The organism is Cupriavidus sp. 21MJTG02-4 (assembly GCF_057798975.1).
On sequence record NZ_JBYOJP010000004.1, the window covers coordinates 55,662 to 73,107 of the forward strand.

The window sequence follows — 17,446 nt, forward strand, 5'->3', positions numbered from 1 at the left end:
CGCCGCCAACGGCCCGCCAACGCGTCAGGAAGGCCGCCATACTGCTTCCTATAATGGGGAAGCGGCGCCGGCCTGCTACGGGTCATCGGCAGCAGGCCGGCGCCGCGCCAGGCGTGCCGGCAGGCAGGGGCGCGCTCCTTCCCAGCTCCAGACCATCAGGCGAGGCAGACATCATGCAGAGTAGCGAAGCGGTGCTGACGCAGGCGCGCGCAGCATTGGCACATGTGCCTTATCAGGGTCACCACCTCCATCCCGAGATCCATTTGCGGCTGTCCGACGGCGCGCTGATCCTGGAAGGCGAGGTGGCGGACATTGTCGACAAGACGCGTGCGGCCGCCCTGGTGCGGCGCGTGGATGGGGTGACCAGCGTAATCGACCACCTGCGCGTGGCCGACGGCACCACACCGGTAGGGGACGGCGAGCTGCGCGATGCGGTCTGCGAGCGCCTGCTGAACGCCATCGATTTCCGCAATTGCAAGATCTGCGCGAAGGTGAAGGGACAGCTCGAGCCCATGCGCGAGGCCGTGGGCGAGCGCAGCGGCTGGATCGAGGTGGCCGCCAGCAACGGCGTGGTCACGCTCAGCGGGCAAGTCATCAGCCTGTCGCATATGCGCCTGGCCGGCGTGCTGGCGTGGTGGTCGCGCGGTTGCCGCTGCGTCGTCAATGAACTGGTGGTGGCACCGGCCGAGACCGACCGCGATGACGAGATCACCGAAGCGCTGATGCTCGTGCTGGAGACCGATCCGTTCGTCGATGCGGGCCGCATCACCGCTCGCACCGAGAACCATGTCGTGACGCTCGAAGGCTATGCGGCGACCGACTATGCGCGCAAGCAGATCGAGCGCGACGCCTGGTACGTGCACGGCGTGGAGAACGTCGTGAACCATATCGCGCTGCGGAACTGAGCGGCCATCGCGGTGTTCGTGGGGCAGCGCCAGGACCGGCATTGCCCCGCGGTCCGTTCTGTTTTTATGCGAGAGGTTGAGGCTGCCAGCGCCTGAACCGTTGCTCGATGACCTGGGTCCCCCATTGCGATCCCTCGAATTCGTCCGTCAATTGAAAGCCGAATGACTCGTAAAGATGGCGGGCCGCATCCAGCCCTTTGAACGTCCAGAGGTATGTCTCGCGGAAGCGCTCGTCGGCAAACTTCATCGCGTGCGACATCAACCGCCGTCCGATACCCGTGCCACGCAATGAATCGTCGACGATGAACCAGCGCAAATGGGCGATGCCCGTTTCGTTGTCCCCGTCGATGGCAACCGAGGCGAGAGAGCGGCCATGTTCGGCGTACAGCCACAAAGCCTTGCCAGCCGCGGGCAGCGTGCCGGCAAACTCCGCAAGCTCTGTCGCCACCTTCTGCTCGAAGAACGCGCCGAAGCCCCAATGCGCCGAATAAAACCGTGCGTGCAAGCTTGCGATATCGCCAATGCAGCCGGGGCGGTAGCCCTCCAGAACTGGTGCGATGTCGGCGTCTCCGCCGGCAGTCTTGACCGCATTGTCTTGCGTGAGGGCGTCGGCGTACAGCGCGAGAGAACGAACCAGGGCCTGCTGGTCTGCGGGAACCATCCGTCGCAGCGCGCTGGAAACCTGGTCGGTTGCGAAGCGGTCGATTTTCTTGCGGAGCGTCTGTCCTGCGCCGGTCAGATAGAGCTCGGACGACCGGGCATCATCGCTTGCGGTCTTGCGCCTGACCAGCCCGCTACTCTCCAGCCTCGCGACCTGTCGGCTCGTGTTTGATTTATCCAGGCGCAGGATATTGCCCAGCGCCTTTGCGCTGATGCCCGGGGTCGCCCCGATTTCTATGACCGCGTGAACCGCGGACGGCGCAAGGTCACTGTCGGCGAGGGTGGTCCGCATGAAACCCAGTTCGCGAACGAGCCTTCGGGAGAATTCGCGAAGCTCCAGAATTGTCGCTTCACGGGATTTGGCCGGCATGTCGATGAGATCCATGGACTGGTTCCAATGAGTTGCGATCCGCAATCAATATAGTTGCGGATCGCAACTCAATCAAGTCCGGCCTTACCGAGATGATCGGAGCGGGCAGGGTGCCGTTACAACGGTGCAGGCGTCGTCGCGGGGGCTGCCGGCGCGGCCGGCTTCTTCTCACTGGTCCCGCTGTACGCGAAGTACTTTGCCTTGGCGCCCTTGGCCCAGTACGCGACGGTGAAATGCTTGCCGTCGCGCGCGGACAGCAGCTCAAGGCTGCCGTTGGCCGCCGCCCATTCGGCATAGGCGTTCTCGGCATTGGCTTCGGTCTTGCGTTTGGAATCGTAGCGCGCGTCGAGCTTGCCGGTCACCTCTTGCAGCGCCGAGCGCTCGAAGGTCAGGCTGATCAGGGCCACGGTGTCCTGGGCATCGCAGTTGACGATCGCGCGGCTCAGGCCCGGCAGGTTGAACCGGTCGAGATTGCGGAGTTCGATGGCGTCTCCGCCGGCCCATGGCGCCTTGCCGGTCGTCACGCGGTTCGGGCCGGGTGTCAGCCGGGCGCAGTGCGTCTTGCCGAGTTCCAGGCCGAGCGGTGCGGCCAGGTTGCCCGGCGTTTCGGCACAGGCGATGGACGCCGAAAACGCGGCGGCGAACAGGAAAACCTTCTTCATTCGGGCAATCCTCCGGGCGGAATCTGGAGAGTCTTACGGCGCTTTGATGCGGTCACTTGATAGCCGGACGGCTTCAGGCCTTGGCTACCACGTCGATGCGCAGCGCCTGCGCGCCTGCGACGATCGCCAGCAGGCGGTCGACGTTCGGATGGGCGCCGGGGCGATTGCGGGCGTCGAGGGTATGTTCGGCGAACAGCCCCAGGCCATATTCCGCAGCCTTGGCATCGAGCGTGCCGAAGGCCTGTTGCAGGTAGTGATACACGGCCAGCGAGCCCTGCTTGCCCGGCTGGTTTTCGATGCTGGCCACCACCGCGCCGCTGCCGTCGATCAGGTCGATGCGCGCGACGGCGTCGATCGCGGGCATCTGGGCGAGGTTGTCCTTGAATACAGGGGTGGGCTGGATCACTGAAGCACTCCGTTGGTTGGTAAAACGGGGCGTATCTTATCCGATCCCGGGCGAGCCCCGGTCCCTTGCGCGGCCCGCGGACCGCGCAAGGGGGGGCCAGGAGCATTACTGCCGGGGCCCGGCAGCGGTGGCTTCGGGTTTGCGGTGGGTCGCCATGTGATGGAAATAAGCGAGCAGGTCCTGGAGTTCGGCATCGGGCAGCGTCTGCGGGTCGATCGACGGCATGCGGGCCTCGGGCCACCAGCGCAGCGACTGCGGATTGCGGATCAGCCCCGCGAGCTTGTCGTCGCCGAGATATTCGACCGGGCTGTATGGCAGGTTCAGGTCCGGGCCGAGGTGGGAATCTCCCTCGCGGTTCAGCGAATGGCAGGACAGGCAGACGCGCTGGAACGCCGCAAAGCCGCGCATGACCGGGCCATCGGCGGGCAGCCCCGCGGCCGGACGGATGGCCGGATAGCGCGCGGCGGGTGAAGCGGCAATGTCGATGCGCTCGATGTTGTAGGTCCAGTAGCTCTCGGTGACCTTTCCGGCGCGTCCGGCCGGACCGGTCCAGACCAGCCGGAACGGTCCGATGCCCTGGCCCTTGAGCTTTGGCCACGGCGCAGCGGGATTCTCGACCGCCAGCCACGCACGCGGCTGCGCCTTGCCCTCGGCCAGCAGCATGGCCATCGGCAGGTGCGACACGTAGCCGTCAGAGGCTGCCGTGGTGGCGCTGCCATCGGCCGTTACCGGCAGGCCGGCGAGCAGGGCGGCGAACGGGATCGCCTTGAGGGTCACGCGCTGCTTCAGGTTCTCGTCGTCGACGCTGATGTCGGCGAGGCGGCGATCATTCAACAGTTGCTCGACCGTCCAGCTTCGTTGCTGTGTGCCTGACGTAATGGTCAGCGTACCGGCGCCGGCCGCGACCGCCAGCGTTGTCATGCCGACTGCCATGGCGGCCGCGAAGCCAATCTTGCCCAACGTCCTTGCTATCCACGCGTTCATGCCTTGTTCTCCCGCTCCCGGGATCATGCCGCCGGCCCCCTGGCCTGGTGCGGTCCTGCCCGGACTAAATCTCCCGGGGTCGGTGGACCCTGGGGCGGATCAGACTGTAACCCGCCGCGCGCGCAGGCTCAATTGGTCGAGGGGCGCCGGAATCCGACGCGGCAGGGCATGGCAGAAAACAAAGACCGTCCATGGCCGCTGTCTGCCTGGCACCGACACTGCAGTGCGAGCGTGCTCGCGGCACGCCGACACCTGCGTGGCGTCCGCCGAGAACTCCCACCGGCTGTTCTTTGCCCTTGCGGCGCCCGCTGGTCGATTCAGCTTCAATGCTGCTCTGCACAATTCCATGCTATGGAATTACGGGGGTGTCCGATGTCCCGCTTGTCGCTAACCTGTTTCTAACCAGCGAACGCGATTGGATGAGAGAAGTACCAGGTCCGACGCGCTCAAGCATTCGTCAACAGGAGACAAGAATGAACCGGATCCGTGCGGCTTTCGTACGACGCATAGCACTTGCATTGATTCCGCTCGCCGTCGCAGCTGCGCCATCGGCCGCGTCGGCCGCATACCCCGACAAGCCGATTCGCCTGGTCGTTCCCTTTGCTCCGGGCGGAGGTACCGATCTGGTTGCCCGAGCCATGGGCATCACCATGGGGGAGGAACTTGGTCAACCGGTGATCGTTGATAACAAGCCGGGCGGCAGCACGATCATCGGTACCGATGCCGTCGCGAAAAGCGCGCCGGACGGTTACACCATGGTGATAGCCACGATGGCGCATGCTGTCAATCCAAGCCTTCACAAGAAGCTGCCTTTTGACACGGAAAAGGCATTTGCTCCAGTGATGCTTGTCGGTCGCTCGCCCAACGTGCTGGTGGTTCGCCCCGATAGCGCTATCAAGTCCGTACAGGATCTCATCGCGGCGGCCAAGGCAAAGCCCGGGAAGATCAACTACGCATCGCAAGGCGCAGGCACGTCAGCACACCTGGCTGGTGAACTCTTCAAGTCGCTGGCCAAGGTCGATATGAACCATATCCCGTACCGCGGCGCAGGTCCGGCAATTACCGATCTCCTTGGCGGCCAGGTGGACGTCATGTTCGCAACCGCAGCAGCCGTGGCGCCGCACCTTGAGAGCGGTAAGCTTCGGGCGATTGCCGTGACCACGGCGCAGCGCTCGCAAGCGGGCGGCCTCGGCAAGATTCCGACCATCGCGGAAAGCGGTGTCCCCGGGTACTCGGCCGACAGCTGGTATGGGCTCTTCGTGCCCGCTGGCACCCCAAAGGATGTTATCGCTCGTCTGAACGCTGCCGCCAGGAAGGCCGTGCGTACCGAAGCCTTTCGCAAGCGCGCAGAGCAGGAGGGGCTGACCGTCAGTGCAGGCACCCCCGAAGAACTCGGTCGATACGTTGCAGGCGAAAGTCAGCGTTGGATCAAGATCTTCAAGGAAGCAAACATCACCGCTGACTAAGCTGCGGCGCTGTAACGAGGACAGGATTGAATCATGGAAAACTATTCCCTTATCGAACTGAAGTGCGAGTCTGGCGTCGCGGTGATTGCCTTGAACCGTCCCGAGAAGCGCAATGCGATGAGCGATGACATGCGCACCGAATTCATTGATGCGCTCGAACGCATCACGGCAGACAAAACCATCCGCGCACTGGTGATAACCGGAAACGGAAAGGGATTCTGTGCCGGCGGCGACGTATCCGGCATGAAGCGCCGTATGGAAGCGCCGCAAGGTGAGGTTGCCTTCAACGGCTGGAGCCGTCAGCAGCGTGTGCATTACACCCAGAAGCTGTTGCACACCATGCCGAAGCCGACTATCGCTGCCGTCAATGGGGCTGCTGCCGGGCTTGGCGCTGACACCGCTCTTTGCTGCGACTTCGTCATTGCATCGGAGCATGCGTCATTCTCCTGGTCGTACATCAATCGCGGCCTGATTCCGGACGGCGGCGGTATGTACTTTCTCCCGCGTCGAGTTGGCTTGGCGAAAGCAAAGGAACTGGTGTTCACAGGTCGAAAGGTCGCGCTTGAAGAGGCCAGGGAAATTGGAATTGTGGATCGTGTAAGCCAGGCCGACCGTCTGGTCGCGGACGCGGTCGCCTGGGCGAAGGAACTGAGCGAAGGTTCCCCGACTGCGATTGCCCTGGGCAAGACCATCATGAATCAGTCATACGAGTTGCCGGCGGACCAAATCTTCGCGCAGGGCAGCCAGGCTCAAGGCATCTGCTACACCAGCGCCGAACACCGCGAGTCCGTGCTCGCTTTCCTGAACAAACTCGCTGACAAGGGCTGAGCCATGGATGCAATTCAACGCCTTGTGACGCCGCGTAGCGTAGCGGTAATCGGTGCTTCCGCTGACCCCGGAAAAACCGCTGGCCGTCCCGTGCAGTACCTGCGCAAGCATGGCTTCGCTGGCGCCATCTATCCGGTCAACCCAAAGGTCGCCGAGATTGACGGTTTGCGCTGTTACCCCGATGTGGCGTCGCTGCCGGATGTGCCGGACGTCGGTATCGTGCTGCTCGGTGCCGAGCGGGCACACCTCGCGGTTCGTGACCTTGCTGCCAAGGGGGCGCGTGCAGCCATCGTGCTGGCAAGCGGGTATACCGAAACGGGCCCAGAGGGGGCGCGACGTCAAGCGGAGTTGATCGAAGCGGCGGGCGATATGCGTTTGCTGGGCCCGAACACAATCGGCCTGGTCAACCTGACCGACGGCATTCCGCTTTCGGCGAGTGGTGCCTTGGAGATGGACAAGTTCCCGGCCGGAAAAATCGGCGTCGTGTCCCAGAGCGGCGGCATCCTGGGCGCTCTGCTGTCGCGCGCTGCAGCCCGCGGTATTGGTATGTCCAAGCTTGTTTCCACGAGCAATGAGGTGGACCTCGAGCTGGCAGATTTCATCGATTACCTCGCGGATGACGAAGCCACCAAGGTCATCGCGCTTTACGTCGAGAGCATCCGAAATCCGGACGCATTCAGGCGCGCTGCGCTAAAGGCCGCTCGCGCGGGAAAGCCTGTGGTGGCGTTCAAAATCGGACGGTCGGAGAGCGGGGCGCGCGCGGCTGTGTCGCACACCGGCGCGCTTGCGGGCGCAGATCGAATGTACGATGCCCTGTTTGACCAGGTCGGCGTGATTCGCGCCCAGACCTTTGCCGATCTGCTGGATATTCCGGCGGCGCTTTCCTCCGGCCGGAAACTGGCGGGTAAGCGGATCGCAATTCTCACCTCTACGGGCGGGGCCGGTACGCTGGTCTCAGACAGCCTGGGCGTGGCGGGATTCGAAACGCCGGCTCCGGATGAGGAAACCGCGGCAAAGCTGCGCGCGCTGCAAAAGGGTGACCATGCGGCGTTGGACCGTAATCCGATTGACGTGACGCTGGCCGGCCTGCAGCCCGACCTCCTTCGCGCAGCGATTCGCATTCTGCTGGACAGCCCCAGCTATGACGCAGTAACTGTGATCGTTGGCTCGTCGAGTCTGGCCATGCCCGATCTGATGGCCAGCGCCATTCGCGATTGCCTCCCGACCAGCGCCAAGCCAGTGATCGCCTATGTCAGCCCGCACGCGCCCGAGGTGGCGTCGCTGCTGAATCGTTGCGCAGTGCCGGCGTTTTTCGCCCCGGAGGCATGCACGGTGGCTTTCCGGGCGATGCTGCGCGCAGGATCGTTTCAAGTTGCAGAGGATTCGGATGTGGCCGCCGCGTCCGTTCCGAATCTGAAAGACTTCGGCTCTGGATCGCTCGACGAAGCCGCCGCCAAGACCCTGTTCAGCACGTTCGGAGTGCCCGTGACACGGGAAACTGTCGTGATGACACCGAAGGAAGCTGTGGTGGCCGCAAAGCAGTTCGAAGGCGGGGTGGTTCTCAAGATCCTTTCTAGCGAGATCACCCACAAGAGCGATGTGGGGGGCGTTGCGGTGAATGTGGAGCCCTCCCGGATAGGGGAGCGTTTGACTCAAATGGGCGACCAGGTAGAGAGGGCAGTCGGCAAGCGGCCCACTCGCTTTCTCGTCCAGGAAATGATGAGCGGGGGTGTCGAAGTCATTCTAGGCATGCATCGGGATCCCCTTGGTACGGGGATTCTCCTTGGTATGGGCGGGGTGACGGCCGAACTGTTCGAGGACACGACACTGCGTCTGCTGCCGCCGGGTCGCGGTTTGTCGAAGGCGGCCGCGTTTGAGATGATTCGCTCCTTGAAGACGGCGCCCTTGCTGGAGGGATATCGTGGCCGTCCGAAGGCGGATGTCGACGCACTGGCGGCCGCAATCGTAGCGTTCTCGGGTATGGTGGCCTTGCTTGGGGATAACTTGCTTGAAGCTGAGATCAATCCGGTCTTCGTACTGCCCGAAGGTCGCGGCGTGGTGGCAGGCGATGCGGTCGCAGTCCTTGGTTCCTGAGGTCTTCGCTACCTCGGTGGACGGTTGCAAGGTCGTATGGCGGACCTTCGGTGAAGGCCCGCCCGCGATCCTTCTGCACGGCGGACATGGATCGTGGCGGCACTGGGCTCGCAACGTTGAGTCATTGTCTAAGGTGCGTCGGCTACTGGTTCCCGATATGCCGGGTTTCGGTGAATCCGATACGTCATCTTTCAAGGACATGGTCGGATTCGTTGGCCTGCTGGCGAAATCGATCCGCCAACTTCCCACTGGCGACGATGGCGTCGACTTGGTGGGCTTTTCCTTTGGAGGCCTTGCAGCGGCCTATCTAGCAAGCAGCGAAATCCCAGCCCTGGAAGTCAGAAGCCTGGCGTTACTGGGCCCCGCTGGACACGGTGGTGCTCGCCGGCTGGCGAGCGAACTGATTGACTGGAGGCGTGCCGAAGGGCCCGAAGCACTCGCTGATGCAATGCGGCACAACCTTGCTGCATTCATGATCGCTGACCAAGACAAGATTGACGACGACGCGCTCGACATCCACACAACGGCGTGCCAATCCACCCGATTCCGGAGCAAGGCCATCTCCCGTGCGGGGGGCCTTCAGACGGTCATATCAAGCTTTGACGGGCCGCTTCTCATGGCTTGGGGAGAGGCCGATGTGACTGTTACTCCGGCGGAGATCCCGGAGATTGTCAGCGCCTCTCGAACCAGCGCCGATACCCGGGGCTCCTACAGTCACCCCCGAGTCTGTGTTGTCCCCGACGCAGGGCATTGGGTCCAGTATGAGGCCCACCAAATCGTGAACGAACTCTTGCTGCAGTTCTGGCAGGACACAGAACGTCGCCCGGCCGTTGCCAGGCAAGGAGTCTAAACGTGTACGCAACAGAGGCCTTCGGCCAGTTCTATTTCACGGTCCAGTCCGCTCCGCTTCCCCCAGAACCTATCCACCATGCAAAGCGAGCCCTTGTGGATTGGCATGCTTCGGTGTATCCGGGAATTCACCATGAAGCCGTTGCAATCCTGGAGCGCGTGCTTGAAGAGGAACTGACGTCGGGAAGGGCCAGGCTGGCATCAGGGAGACCTGCGACGGCCAGGGCCGCGGCGCTCATCAATGGCGCTGCCGCACATGCCGCCGAAATCGACGATAGCTTCAAGGACGCGATGTATCACCCTGGCGCACCAACGATTGCCGCGGCCATTGCGGCAGCCCAGGACGTCGGCGCAAGCGGCGAGACGTTACTCAAGGGTATCGTCGTTGGCTACGAGATTTCTACGCGTATAGGTGTGGCACTTGGGCGCGGTCACTACAAATATTGGCACAACACAGCGACCGTTGGCGTGTTTGGCGCTGCTGCCGCGTCCGCCTTTATTTACGGTGCGACGGCTGCCCAGCTGGCACATGCCCTTGCGACGGCCGCAACGTTCTCCGCAGGTCTTCAGCAAGCCTTCAGGATGGATTCGATGTCGAAGCCGCTGCATGTAGGTCGCGCGGCGGAGGGTGGGCTGCTTGCCGCGAAGTCAGCTGTCGCAGGAGCAACAGGGTCGTTGGACGTTCTAGATGGTGCGGCTGGGCTGGGACGCGCGATGTCCGACAACGCGGACTGGAGCGCAGTAGCCTCAACGCTCGGTAGTGATTTCCATATCTGCCGGTTGACTTTCAAGAACCATATTGGTTGTGGCCACACGTTCGCAGCCATAGACGGTGCACTGGCGTTGAAGGCCGGCGCCGGGATTGAGACCGACAAGATCAAGCGCATCCACGTCGCGACATACCGGCCGGCGCTCGATATTGCTTGCAATCTCGATCCAAAAACAGAGAACGAAGCGAAATTCAGCCTGAAGTACATTGTTGCCACGGCACTGGCCTTTGGCAGTGTGAGGCTCGCGGCTTACAAGCCAGACCGGTTGACTGATGAGGAAACCCGCAGACTGATGGCCTGCATGACCGTCGAGGTCGATCCAGAGATCGACGCAGCCTTCCCGGGGAAACGCGCTGCAATCATTCGAATTGAGACTGTCGACGGACAGGTTGTCGAGCACTTTCAGCCGAATCGAAAAGGCGATCCCGAGGACCCCCTCACCGACAAGGACCTCGATGCGAAGTTGCTTGAGCTCGCCTCTCCTGTGCTGGGGCGGCCAGCAGCCGAAAGGCTTGCGGCGAGACTTTGGCGTGTCGACCATGATCTGACTGTTGATTTCTCCAGCTAAACGATAAAGTTGCACATAAGGGGAGACAAGGGACGGGTCCAGTTTGAAAAGTCTCGATGAGCCTCGAACCACCATGCTCAGTACCATCAAGAATCCGGATCGTCTGAAGCCAGGGAAGGGCATGGCTACGCCTAACCGGTCGTTGGAGCGGGGCATTGCGGTCCTGCGCGCCTTCCGCGCGGGATCGTCCATGCTGGGTAATAGTGAAATCGCGGACCGAACCGGACTTTCGCGGTCGACCGTGAGCCGACTGACGCAGACGCTAGTTCATGCGGGGATGCTGGAGTACGTACCTCGGTTTCGAGCCTATCGGCTGGGCGTTCCTGTCTTGAGCATGGCGCATGCCATGAGTGAAGGGTCCAGCGTTCTGAAGATCGCGACTCCGCTGATGGCGGAAGTCGCTATGCGCTACAAGATCAACGTCGGCCTGGCCGTGGCGGACGAGGGCGACATGGTGTACCTGGAGTCTTTTCGCTACAGCCGTCGACAATCTTTGCGGACCATCGTTCGCGGTCTCCGTATTCCGATGGCGCTGACGTCGTTGGGGCGAGCCTACCTGGCAACACTGCCAGCAGAATGCCTTGACCGTACGATGAGTGAGATGGCTAGCCGGCATCCTGGACGTGCATGGTTGGCCATTCGCAAGGAAATCAAACTGGCGATCCAGTCGGTGCGGGAGAAGGGCTACTGCATAGCGTCCTGGCAGCCTCAGGTGGTTGCGGTTGCGACACCAATGCAACTTGAGGGCTACGGTACGTATATCCTCAACGCCAGCGTATCGACACAGCAGGAGATTGCAGAGGTCGCAGCCGCTCTTGCCAAGCCGCTACTTGCGCTCGCTGCGGCGATTCAAGACGAGGTCAGTCGTATCGATTGATGTGTAGGAGGGGCGTCAAATGGTCTCCTGCTTTCCTTGCTCGCTTGTGACCTATGCGGGCCGTCGCGCGGTCGCTGGAGAGGACTGCTAAGCCCCGAATCCACCACCGGTGCGCCCTATCACGAAATCCAGACGCCCCTCTCGCAGCGCGGGCAACATGTCTTCCACCGTGCGGCCACAGGATCCGTGCACCGAAGGCGAGGCGCGCCGGCCGGAGGCAGGCCGCTTCGACCAGGAGTGGCCGCCGGCCCGGCGCGATGCGGAGTTCGACATGTCGCTGCCGTTCTACGGTTCGGACGGCGCCCAGGCCGCGCAGTGGCTGGCTGCGGGCAGCAAGCGCTGGGGCGAGCTGATCCGCAAGCTGGGCGTATCGCTGGAGTGATCGGCCTGAGGGCCGGGATATCGGGGCAGGGGCGGTGGTGGCTGGAATTCCCGGGAATCCTGCGAAGAACCCAGACAAAGACCGTCCATGACAGGACGGTCCTTCAAGACGGGCCCGGCGCCAGGCGCCCGGCCAGCCTGAAACGGAGCGCGCGGACTGGCGCCGGCGGCTCCGTCCCTGCGGCGCGGCTCAGTGCTGCAAGGCCGCGACCACGCCCCCCACGTTGTTGATCGTGTTGGTCACGGTCTTCATGTCGACGCTGGTGCGGGTCGAGGCGTCAGCCTGCGTGACCGGCGCGAAGATCGTGTTCGGGCTGGCGAACGAGACGCCCGCGCCGTTGGTGATGGCGTTGATGCCGGAGTTCACGAAGACGCTGCCGCCGCGTACGGCGCCCATCTTGGCGTGGTCAAGGTCTTGTTCGAGCGGCAGGTTCTGGATGGTCAAGGACATGATGGTCTCCTGGGAAGGTGGTGTGAATGGGTGCGGGATCAGTGCTGCAGCGCCTGGACGATGCCGCCGACGTTATTGAGCATGTTGCTGACGGTCTTCATGTCGACGCTGGTGCGGGTCGACGCATCGACTTGCGTGACCGGCGCCACGATCGTGTTCGGGCTGGCGAACGAGACACCCGAGCCGCCGGTGATGGCATTGATGGCGGAATTGACGAAGACGCTGCCGCCGCGTACGGCGCCCATCTTGGCGTGGTCAAGATCTTGTTCGAGGGGCAGGTTCTGGATGGTGAGGGACATGATTAGCTCCTTGATGTACTGGTTTGGCTTTCGGTGGTGAGCATCAGATGTTGCGCTCGGAGGGATATACGCATGGGGTGTGCCAGGCCGTGTCGCGGAGCGGCATCGCGCCTTCAAGCCATTGAAATAAAAGGAAAAGCCGTGAATTTGCGTGCGCGAAGGCGACGGCATGGCCGGTCCCTCTGTTTGCCCGGCGCCGACACTGCATGCGAGCGTGTTCGCGGCAGGCCGACACCTGCGTGGCGTCCGCCGAATCGCGAGCCGATTCGCGGAACGATTTGCCCTTCGGTAATCGGTGATGGACAAAAAAAATCGCCCATCAAGGGCGATCTTTGCAGCAACTGAAGCCACGCGGAGAGCGCGGGTAGTGCTGGCAGAGCGGTGGGGCGACCCCGCTCGCTCTGCCTCCCGTCGCCGCTCAATGCTGCAGGGCCGCGACCATGCTTCCGGGTTGTCCGCCTTTTCGTATTAAAACGCCTTGGACAGCTCAAGCCCACCATAAAAGGCACGCGGGATTCCTGCTGTTTTCTTCGCGCCGCCAAAAAAACCGAGATTCAGATCCTTGCCGACGGAGATGCCCGTCAGCACAAGTCCGCCCTGCGTGGCATGGTAAAAAGGATCGCCGTGCTTGATCAACTCCACGCCGGCCCAGGCCTTGCCGAAAACCTTATAGAGCAGGCGCCCTCGCGCCCAGTAAGCCTTCGGTCCGAAGTTGTAGCTCCCAATGCCGTTGACGGCCCAGTTTTGCGCGAACTCCTGCTGACCCAACACGGTCAGCGCCAGTCCCCATTCGCCGCCGTCATTACGATTGTCGGCGCCCTCGGGAGATACCCGGTTGTAGCGATACCGCGCCCCGACCGTTGCCTCTGCCCACCCGGTTTGCCAGCCGTTCTTCACGCCGATCGCCGCTTCCGCGGACTGTCCGTTCACGGAGACGGTGGTCCCGTTGGAATCGTACTTGTAGTGGTAATCGCTGACCACGAACTTCTGGGTCAGGAATGAAACCGGCAGGAGATTGTCGCTAACACCTACGTACTCGCCGCGCTCGCCGCCACCTGCAAAGCTTGCGCCTCCGAACACGAATGGACCAGCTGCAGCCGGCATCGAAGCCAGCAGCGAGGCTCCGCCGAGAAGCGTTGCGGCGAGCAGCCGGCGTGCGGCGCCATGGCGCGTGAACTGCGTCATAAAGTCACTCTGTGTTAGGCCGCGCTGCGCACGGCAATGTTATAGAGATGGAAGTCACCGGTGGGGGATGTTACACGACCCGTGGGGGTGAGACGGATGGCCTGGTCGCGCTGGTGTCCCTTCTGCCCGGTATAGCGCTGGCGCAACGTTGCGCTCGCACTGTGGTCCAACTCGATGCTGCTGAATAGCAACGGTGCTCCGCCTTCAATGGTGGCGATTGCCACCGGCAGCATACCTGTGCGCAGCGGCTGCATTATCAACCCCGCAGCCCAATTGGCCGGGACGGAAGACTGACTCTCGCCCCGCCTGATGATTTCGGCCAGACGGGTTAGCGGAGGCGTCTCTGTTTCACGCAGGCCGCCCATCTCGAGTTGGAGCCGGCTGCCGAACAGAAACGTTTCAAGCGCGCCGGTATTGCCATGTGTCGACCATTTGAAGCGCAATCCGATCGATATTTCGCTGACCGATCCAGTCTGCGTCGTTTTGACGAAGCTTGCGGTTGCCGTATCACGAACCATGAGATTGGGCAGGTGCACTGCGACGGCCACATCGTCGCCTAGCGAAAGATTGGGCAACGTTTCACCGACATACAAAGCGCCATTCGGAGACAGGTCCGAGGTAAGGCCAAGATAGGTCTTGTTGTTGTGCGTCACCGTAATCGGAACATGCAACGGAAATCGATACTCTGTCCGGCGATTGAGCGAATGCTTGCGCGCGTACATGGCAACCGCCACAGCCGAGCCCAGCGTCATCAGCGTCCAGAACATCGTTACCAAGCCTGCGCCGAGCGGAATCGTACCGTTGTAGATTCGGTAGATGCCGACAGGAACACTGGCAGCCGCCACGCCGCAGATGACGAGAAGTGGCGAAAGCCATAGCCACATCTTTCCTGTTTGCGACATCTGTTTGTCAGTGACAGCGAAAGGGATGTTCTTGCGAAACAATCCGACGCTGGTGGACATGAACGCAAAGAACCGTGCCATGGCGTACTGCTCGCTCAGGAACAGAGAGTTGTATCCTCGTCCAAGTTCCAGGTGGACCAGTATTGAAAGCAGGTAGTAAAGGCAGAACAGAAGGAGGAACGTGTTCAACGGGGCGATGATCGGCAGTGAACCAGTCAGGAACACGGCAGGAGGCATCAGAAAGAAGACCAGCTTCTGCCAGCCTTCGAAGAAGAACAGTGCCGACGCGAGGTAGTTCAGGCGCTGGCCCAGCGTCAGTCCTCGTCCAAACAGGATTTTCTCGCGGCGGAAGACCTGCATGGCTCCCATTCCCCAACGCATCCGTTGCTTCAGGTACGTATCGATGCTGTGCGGTGCCAGTCCGAACGCCAATGACTCCGCATGGTAGACCGACTGATAGCCAAGCTTGTGCATCCGAATAGCGGTGTGCACGTCTTCGGTGACGGTTTCAGTGGCAAAGCCGCCGATTCGCACGACGGCCGACCGGCGGATCGCGGCGCAACTGCCACAGAAGAACGCCGCGTTGAGCGCGTCCTTGCCGCGCTGGATCACCTTGAAAAACAGTGCTTGTTCATCCCAGACGCGCTTCTTGCCCTGGCGATGGTTGAAGGAATCGATGTTGAAGAAGTCTTGCGGCGTCTGAACGAATGCAACGCGCTCATCGCGGAAGTACCCCAGAGTCTTCATCAGGAAATCCTTGCGCGGTGCGTGGTCGGCATCGAAGATCGCGATGAAGTCGCCAGTGCTGTGCTTTAGCGCATTATTGAGGTTCCCGGCTTTGGCATGCGCATTGTCGTCGCGCGCCAGATAACGGCAGCCGAGTTCCTCGGCCAACGCGCGCATCGATTCCCGGCGACCGTCGTCAAGCAGCCATGTGACATGCGGATAGTCCATACGCATGACAGCCAGCAGCGTCCGCCGTATCAGTTCGACCGACTCGTTATAGGTGGGTACGTAGACATCGACAGTCAGCCCTGGCTCCGGCTGTGGCGCTTCCCGGACAGTGAGCCGGTACGTCATGAGGATGAAGAGCAGGCCGCTGACGTAGCCGTAGACCTCGGCCGCGTAAAGCGGGATCGAGAAGAGGGGGGCTGACAGATTGACTGTGCCCAGGCGCCACCCCATGTACACCAGTCCCACCAAAACATAAACGGCGACAAGGAGCTTGATGGCGCGGTTCGGCTGTTCCGTTTTCATACTCACGCTCGTTCTTCGGCTTGCATTGTCGGGGGAGAAACGGACGAGGACGCGAGAGAGCCCTTGCCCACGTGAGTCTTCCACTGATACATTCTGTTACGCCTTTGGAAGCGGTCCGCATGATATCCGCAAACCGCCAGGATGGCGTCGCCATCTGCTCCATTGTGCCGCGCGATGCGCATGCAGGAAACCCGAGTGTCGGTTTCCCGCAAATGAGTGCCTAACCCTAGACTTCCTTCAGCTTAATCACCTGATTGCCGTGCGATTTTGCATGTGGCGTAAGCGACTTGCCGAGTGCCGAGGTGACGGAAATCGAGCGCCTCTCAGTGCTGGAGCAAGTCGAGTTGGCCCGAGATAGAGAACCGGTAACGCCGCTCGACAAAGCCCAGGCCGAACAGGCCCAATACCGTGTCGTAGTAGGAAGGGCCGCTAGCCCCTGACGGCGCTCCCACGATTTGCTGCGCACGTACCCATTGAGTCGTCAGAGCTGCCGACTCCACGGCCTTCAGGAATGGCAGCAGCGCTGCGGAGAAGCCTGGGGGTCCAACACCTTCAACCTTCCCGGTCTCCGTGTGCATTCTCTCGGGCGGCGCGGGACGGCCTTTCATGCGCGCAGCATTGGGCAGCAATGCCTGGAGCAGCGTGCGACGCGTGTCGTCCTTCTCTGGTGTCATCCCAGCCCACAAATAAACTCGCACAGCGTCGTAGCTGCTGATGTCCCCCTTTACTGGATCGCGTAGGAATCCGTGTCCACAGTCCCCGGCGCGGTAGGCGGCCCAATCCGGAACGATGCCTGCGCGGGACAACGCGCGGACCAGCTTAGCCGCCTGTCCCGCCAACGCACCCCACGGGCCTTCCGGGTCGAATATGGCCAGTCGCCGCAGAAGCGGCACGGGCAGATAGCTCGGATTGACCCGCCATTGACGGCATAGACCTGGGCCGTTCGTGATAAATCCTTGTGGGCCAGGGAGCAGCATGGGTCCGAAGCCGGGCAGGGAGACGATTTCCTGCGCTGCCACCAGGCGCAGCAAAGCGCGCGCTGCGCAGGCATAGGCAGGAACATTCCATACACGCGCCGCTTCAACAAGCGCAAACGCGAACCACAAGTCGGCATCCGCAGCCGGATTGCGATCCATTACTCCCCACGTGCCGTCGTCGCGGTTTCCCCACTGCCACGCGGGAAGCTTGTCGTCCAACCTGCCATCTCCAAGGTTGGTCACGCTCCATTGCCACAGTCGGTCAAACGTATTGCGGTCGCCGGCGATCAAGGCAAACACCATGCCGTACGACTGTCCCTCCGACGTGCTTTGGTGGGCAGGCGTAGAAAAATCGATGACACGGCCATCCGCTTGCACGAAGCGCTCCAGGAACTGCTGATAGAGTGGCCAAGGCGATGCGCGCGGTGTCGAAGTTGGCGAACCTCCCCAGCTTGCTGAAGGCTTGGAACCAACTATGGCGAGGGTGCCTAACGCGCCGGCACGAGCCAGGACGCGACGACGTGTCTGATTTGTCATTGCGAAGGGCGCGCGAAC

The 17,446-nt window shown here is 62.1% G+C and carries 17 protein-coding genes; 8 read left to right on the plus strand and 9 right to left on the minus strand.

Features of this window, described 5'->3' with window-relative positions:
* Positions 1-173 precede the first annotated feature (173 nt).
* The gene (locus tag AC3FKH_RS09555; RefSeq protein ID WP_483734181.1) at positions 174-905 is read left to right on the plus strand and encodes a BON domain-containing protein; all 732 of its coding nucleotides are present in this window, start codon (positions 174-176) and stop codon (positions 903-905) included.
* Positions 906-969: 64 nt separating this feature from the next.
* On the opposite strand, the gene AC3FKH_RS09560 is transcribed toward AC3FKH_RS09555, so the two are convergent.
* From AC3FKH_RS09560 to AC3FKH_RS09575, 4 genes are all read right to left on the minus strand, one after another.
* Entirely contained in the window at positions 970-1,950 is a 981-nt protein-coding gene (locus AC3FKH_RS09560; protein ID WP_488674990.1) for a bifunctional helix-turn-helix transcriptional regulator/GNAT family N-acetyltransferase, read from the minus strand.
* Positions 1,951-2,051: 101 nt separating this feature from the next.
* Positions 2,052-2,597, minus strand: a complete 546-nt coding sequence (locus tag AC3FKH_RS09565; protein ID WP_488674991.1) for a hypothetical protein — start codon at positions 2,595-2,597, stop codon at positions 2,052-2,054.
* Between the two features lie 73 nt (positions 2,598-2,670).
* A complete protein-coding gene (locus AC3FKH_RS09570; protein WP_488674992.1) occupies positions 2,671-3,003 on the minus strand; it encodes a DUF2322 family protein in 333 nt (110 codons plus the stop codon).
* Between the two features lie 105 nt (positions 3,004-3,108).
* Positions 3,109-3,987, minus strand: coding sequence for a c-type cytochrome (locus AC3FKH_RS09575; protein WP_488674994.1), 879 nt, complete (start codon positions 3,985-3,987; stop codon positions 3,109-3,111).
* 473 nt (positions 3,988-4,460) lie between these two features.
* Between AC3FKH_RS09575 and AC3FKH_RS09580 the strand changes: the two genes are divergently transcribed.
* The 7 genes from AC3FKH_RS09580 (at position 4,461) to AC3FKH_RS09610 (ending at position 11,821) form a co-directional block, all read left to right on the plus strand.
* Positions 4,461-5,453 (plus strand): tripartite tricarboxylate transporter substrate binding protein, encoded by a 993-nt coding sequence (locus AC3FKH_RS09580; protein WP_488674995.1) that lies wholly within the window; start codon positions 4,461-4,463, stop codon positions 5,451-5,453.
* 33 nt (positions 5,454-5,486) lie between these two features.
* Positions 5,487-6,281 carry an enoyl-CoA hydratase/isomerase family protein gene (locus AC3FKH_RS09585; RefSeq protein WP_488674997.1) on the plus strand — a complete coding sequence of 265 codons (795 nt, stop codon included), beginning with the start codon at positions 5,487-5,489 and terminating at the stop codon, positions 6,279-6,281.
* 3 nt (positions 6,282-6,284) lie between these two features.
* The gene (locus AC3FKH_RS09590; RefSeq protein ID WP_488674999.1) at positions 6,285-8,375 is read left to right on the plus strand and encodes an acetate--CoA ligase family protein; all 2,091 of its coding nucleotides are present in this window, start codon (positions 6,285-6,287) and stop codon (positions 8,373-8,375) included.
* Positions 8,350-9,225 (plus strand): alpha/beta fold hydrolase, encoded by an 876-nt coding sequence (locus AC3FKH_RS09595; RefSeq protein ID WP_488675001.1) that lies wholly within the window; start codon positions 8,350-8,352, stop codon positions 9,223-9,225. The genes AC3FKH_RS09590 and AC3FKH_RS09595 overlap by 26 nt, the downstream gene beginning before the upstream one ends.
* A 2-nt stretch (positions 9,226-9,227) precedes the next feature.
* On the plus strand, positions 9,228-10,562 hold the full coding sequence (locus AC3FKH_RS09600) for an MmgE/PrpD family protein (protein ID WP_488675003.1): 1,335 nt from the start codon (positions 9,228-9,230) through the stop codon (positions 10,560-10,562).
* Positions 10,563-10,635: 73 nt separating this feature from the next.
* Positions 10,636-11,439 (plus strand): IclR family transcriptional regulator, encoded by an 804-nt coding sequence (locus tag AC3FKH_RS09605; protein WP_488675005.1) that lies wholly within the window; start codon positions 10,636-10,638, stop codon positions 11,437-11,439.
* 157 nt (positions 11,440-11,596) lie between these two features.
* Positions 11,597-11,821: a hypothetical protein gene (locus AC3FKH_RS09610; protein ID WP_488675006.1), complete on the plus strand. Its 225-nt coding sequence runs from the start codon at positions 11,597-11,599 to the stop codon at positions 11,819-11,821.
* A 189-nt stretch (positions 11,822-12,010) separates the two neighbouring features.
* Here AC3FKH_RS09610 and AC3FKH_RS09615 read toward each other — a convergent pair whose 3' ends face one another.
* The 5 genes from AC3FKH_RS09615 to bcsZ all read right to left on the minus strand — a co-directional run bounded on the left by AC3FKH_RS09615 (position 12,011) and on the right by bcsZ (position 17,428).
* The gene (locus tag AC3FKH_RS09615; protein ID WP_483734186.1) at positions 12,011-12,271 is read right to left on the minus strand and encodes a hypothetical protein; all 261 of its coding nucleotides are present in this window, start codon (positions 12,269-12,271) and stop codon (positions 12,011-12,013) included.
* A 38-nt stretch (positions 12,272-12,309) separates the two neighbouring features.
* Positions 12,310-12,570 carry a hypothetical protein gene (locus AC3FKH_RS09620; RefSeq protein WP_488675008.1) on the minus strand — a complete coding sequence of 87 codons (261 nt, stop codon included), beginning with the start codon at positions 12,568-12,570 and terminating at the stop codon, positions 12,310-12,312.
* 468 nt (positions 12,571-13,038) lie between these two features.
* The gene (bcsS, locus tag AC3FKH_RS09625; protein WP_488675010.1) at positions 13,039-13,755 is read right to left on the minus strand and encodes a cellulose biosynthesis protein BcsS; all 717 of its coding nucleotides are present in this window, start codon (positions 13,753-13,755) and stop codon (positions 13,039-13,041) included.
* Between the two features lie 14 nt (positions 13,756-13,769).
* Positions 13,770-15,914 carry a glycosyltransferase gene (locus tag AC3FKH_RS09630; protein WP_488675011.1) on the minus strand — a complete coding sequence of 715 codons (2,145 nt, stop codon included), beginning with the start codon at positions 15,912-15,914 and terminating at the stop codon, positions 13,770-13,772.
* A gap of 323 nt (positions 15,915-16,237) precedes the next feature.
* A complete protein-coding gene (bcsZ, locus tag AC3FKH_RS09635) occupies positions 16,238-17,428 on the minus strand; it encodes a cellulose synthase complex periplasmic endoglucanase BcsZ (protein ID WP_488675013.1) in 1,191 nt (396 codons plus the stop codon).
* Positions 17,429-17,446: the final 18 nt, after the last annotated feature.

Coding starts and splice junctions, on each gene's coding strand:
- AC3FKH_RS09555 (WP_483734181.1), top strand. CDS start 174: ATGCAGAGTAGCGAAGCGGTGCTGACGCAGGCGCGCGCAGCATTGGCA.
- AC3FKH_RS09560 (WP_488674990.1), bottom strand. CDS start 1,950: ATGGATCTCATCGACATGCCGGCCAAATCCCGTGAAGCGACAATTCTG.
- AC3FKH_RS09565 (WP_488674991.1), bottom strand. CDS start 2,597: ATGAAGAAGGTTTTCCTGTTCGCCGCCGCGTTTTCGGCGTCCATCGCC.
- AC3FKH_RS09575 (WP_488674994.1), bottom strand. CDS start 3,987: ATGAACGCGTGGATAGCAAGGACGTTGGGCAAGATTGGCTTCGCGGCC.
- AC3FKH_RS09580 (WP_488674995.1), top strand. CDS start 4,461: ATGAACCGGATCCGTGCGGCTTTCGTACGACGCATAGCACTTGCATTG.
- AC3FKH_RS09585 (WP_488674997.1), top strand. CDS start 5,487: ATGGAAAACTATTCCCTTATCGAACTGAAGTGCGAGTCTGGCGTCGCG.
- AC3FKH_RS09590 (WP_488674999.1), top strand. CDS start 6,285: ATGGATGCAATTCAACGCCTTGTGACGCCGCGTAGCGTAGCGGTAATC.
- AC3FKH_RS09595 (WP_488675001.1), top strand. CDS start 8,350: ATGCGGTCGCAGTCCTTGGTTCCTGAGGTCTTCGCTACCTCGGTGGAC.
- AC3FKH_RS09605 (WP_488675005.1), top strand. CDS start 10,636: ATGCTCAGTACCATCAAGAATCCGGATCGTCTGAAGCCAGGGAAGGGC.
- AC3FKH_RS09610 (WP_488675006.1), top strand. CDS start 11,597: ATGTCTTCCACCGTGCGGCCACAGGATCCGTGCACCGAAGGCGAGGCG.
- AC3FKH_RS09615 (WP_483734186.1), bottom strand. CDS start 12,271: ATGTCCTTGACCATCCAGAACCTGCCGCTCGAACAAGACCTTGACCAC.
- AC3FKH_RS09620 (WP_488675008.1), bottom strand. CDS start 12,570: ATGTCCCTCACCATCCAGAACCTGCCCCTCGAACAAGATCTTGACCAC.
- bcsS (WP_488675010.1), bottom strand. CDS start 13,755: ATGACGCAGTTCACGCGCCATGGCGCCGCACGCCGGCTGCTCGCCGCA.
- AC3FKH_RS09630 (WP_488675011.1), bottom strand. CDS start 15,914: ATGAAAACGGAACAGCCGAACCGCGCCATCAAGCTCCTTGTCGCCGTT.
- bcsZ (WP_488675013.1), bottom strand. CDS start 17,428: ATGACAAATCAGACACGTCGTCGCGTCCTGGCTCGTGCCGGCGCGTTA.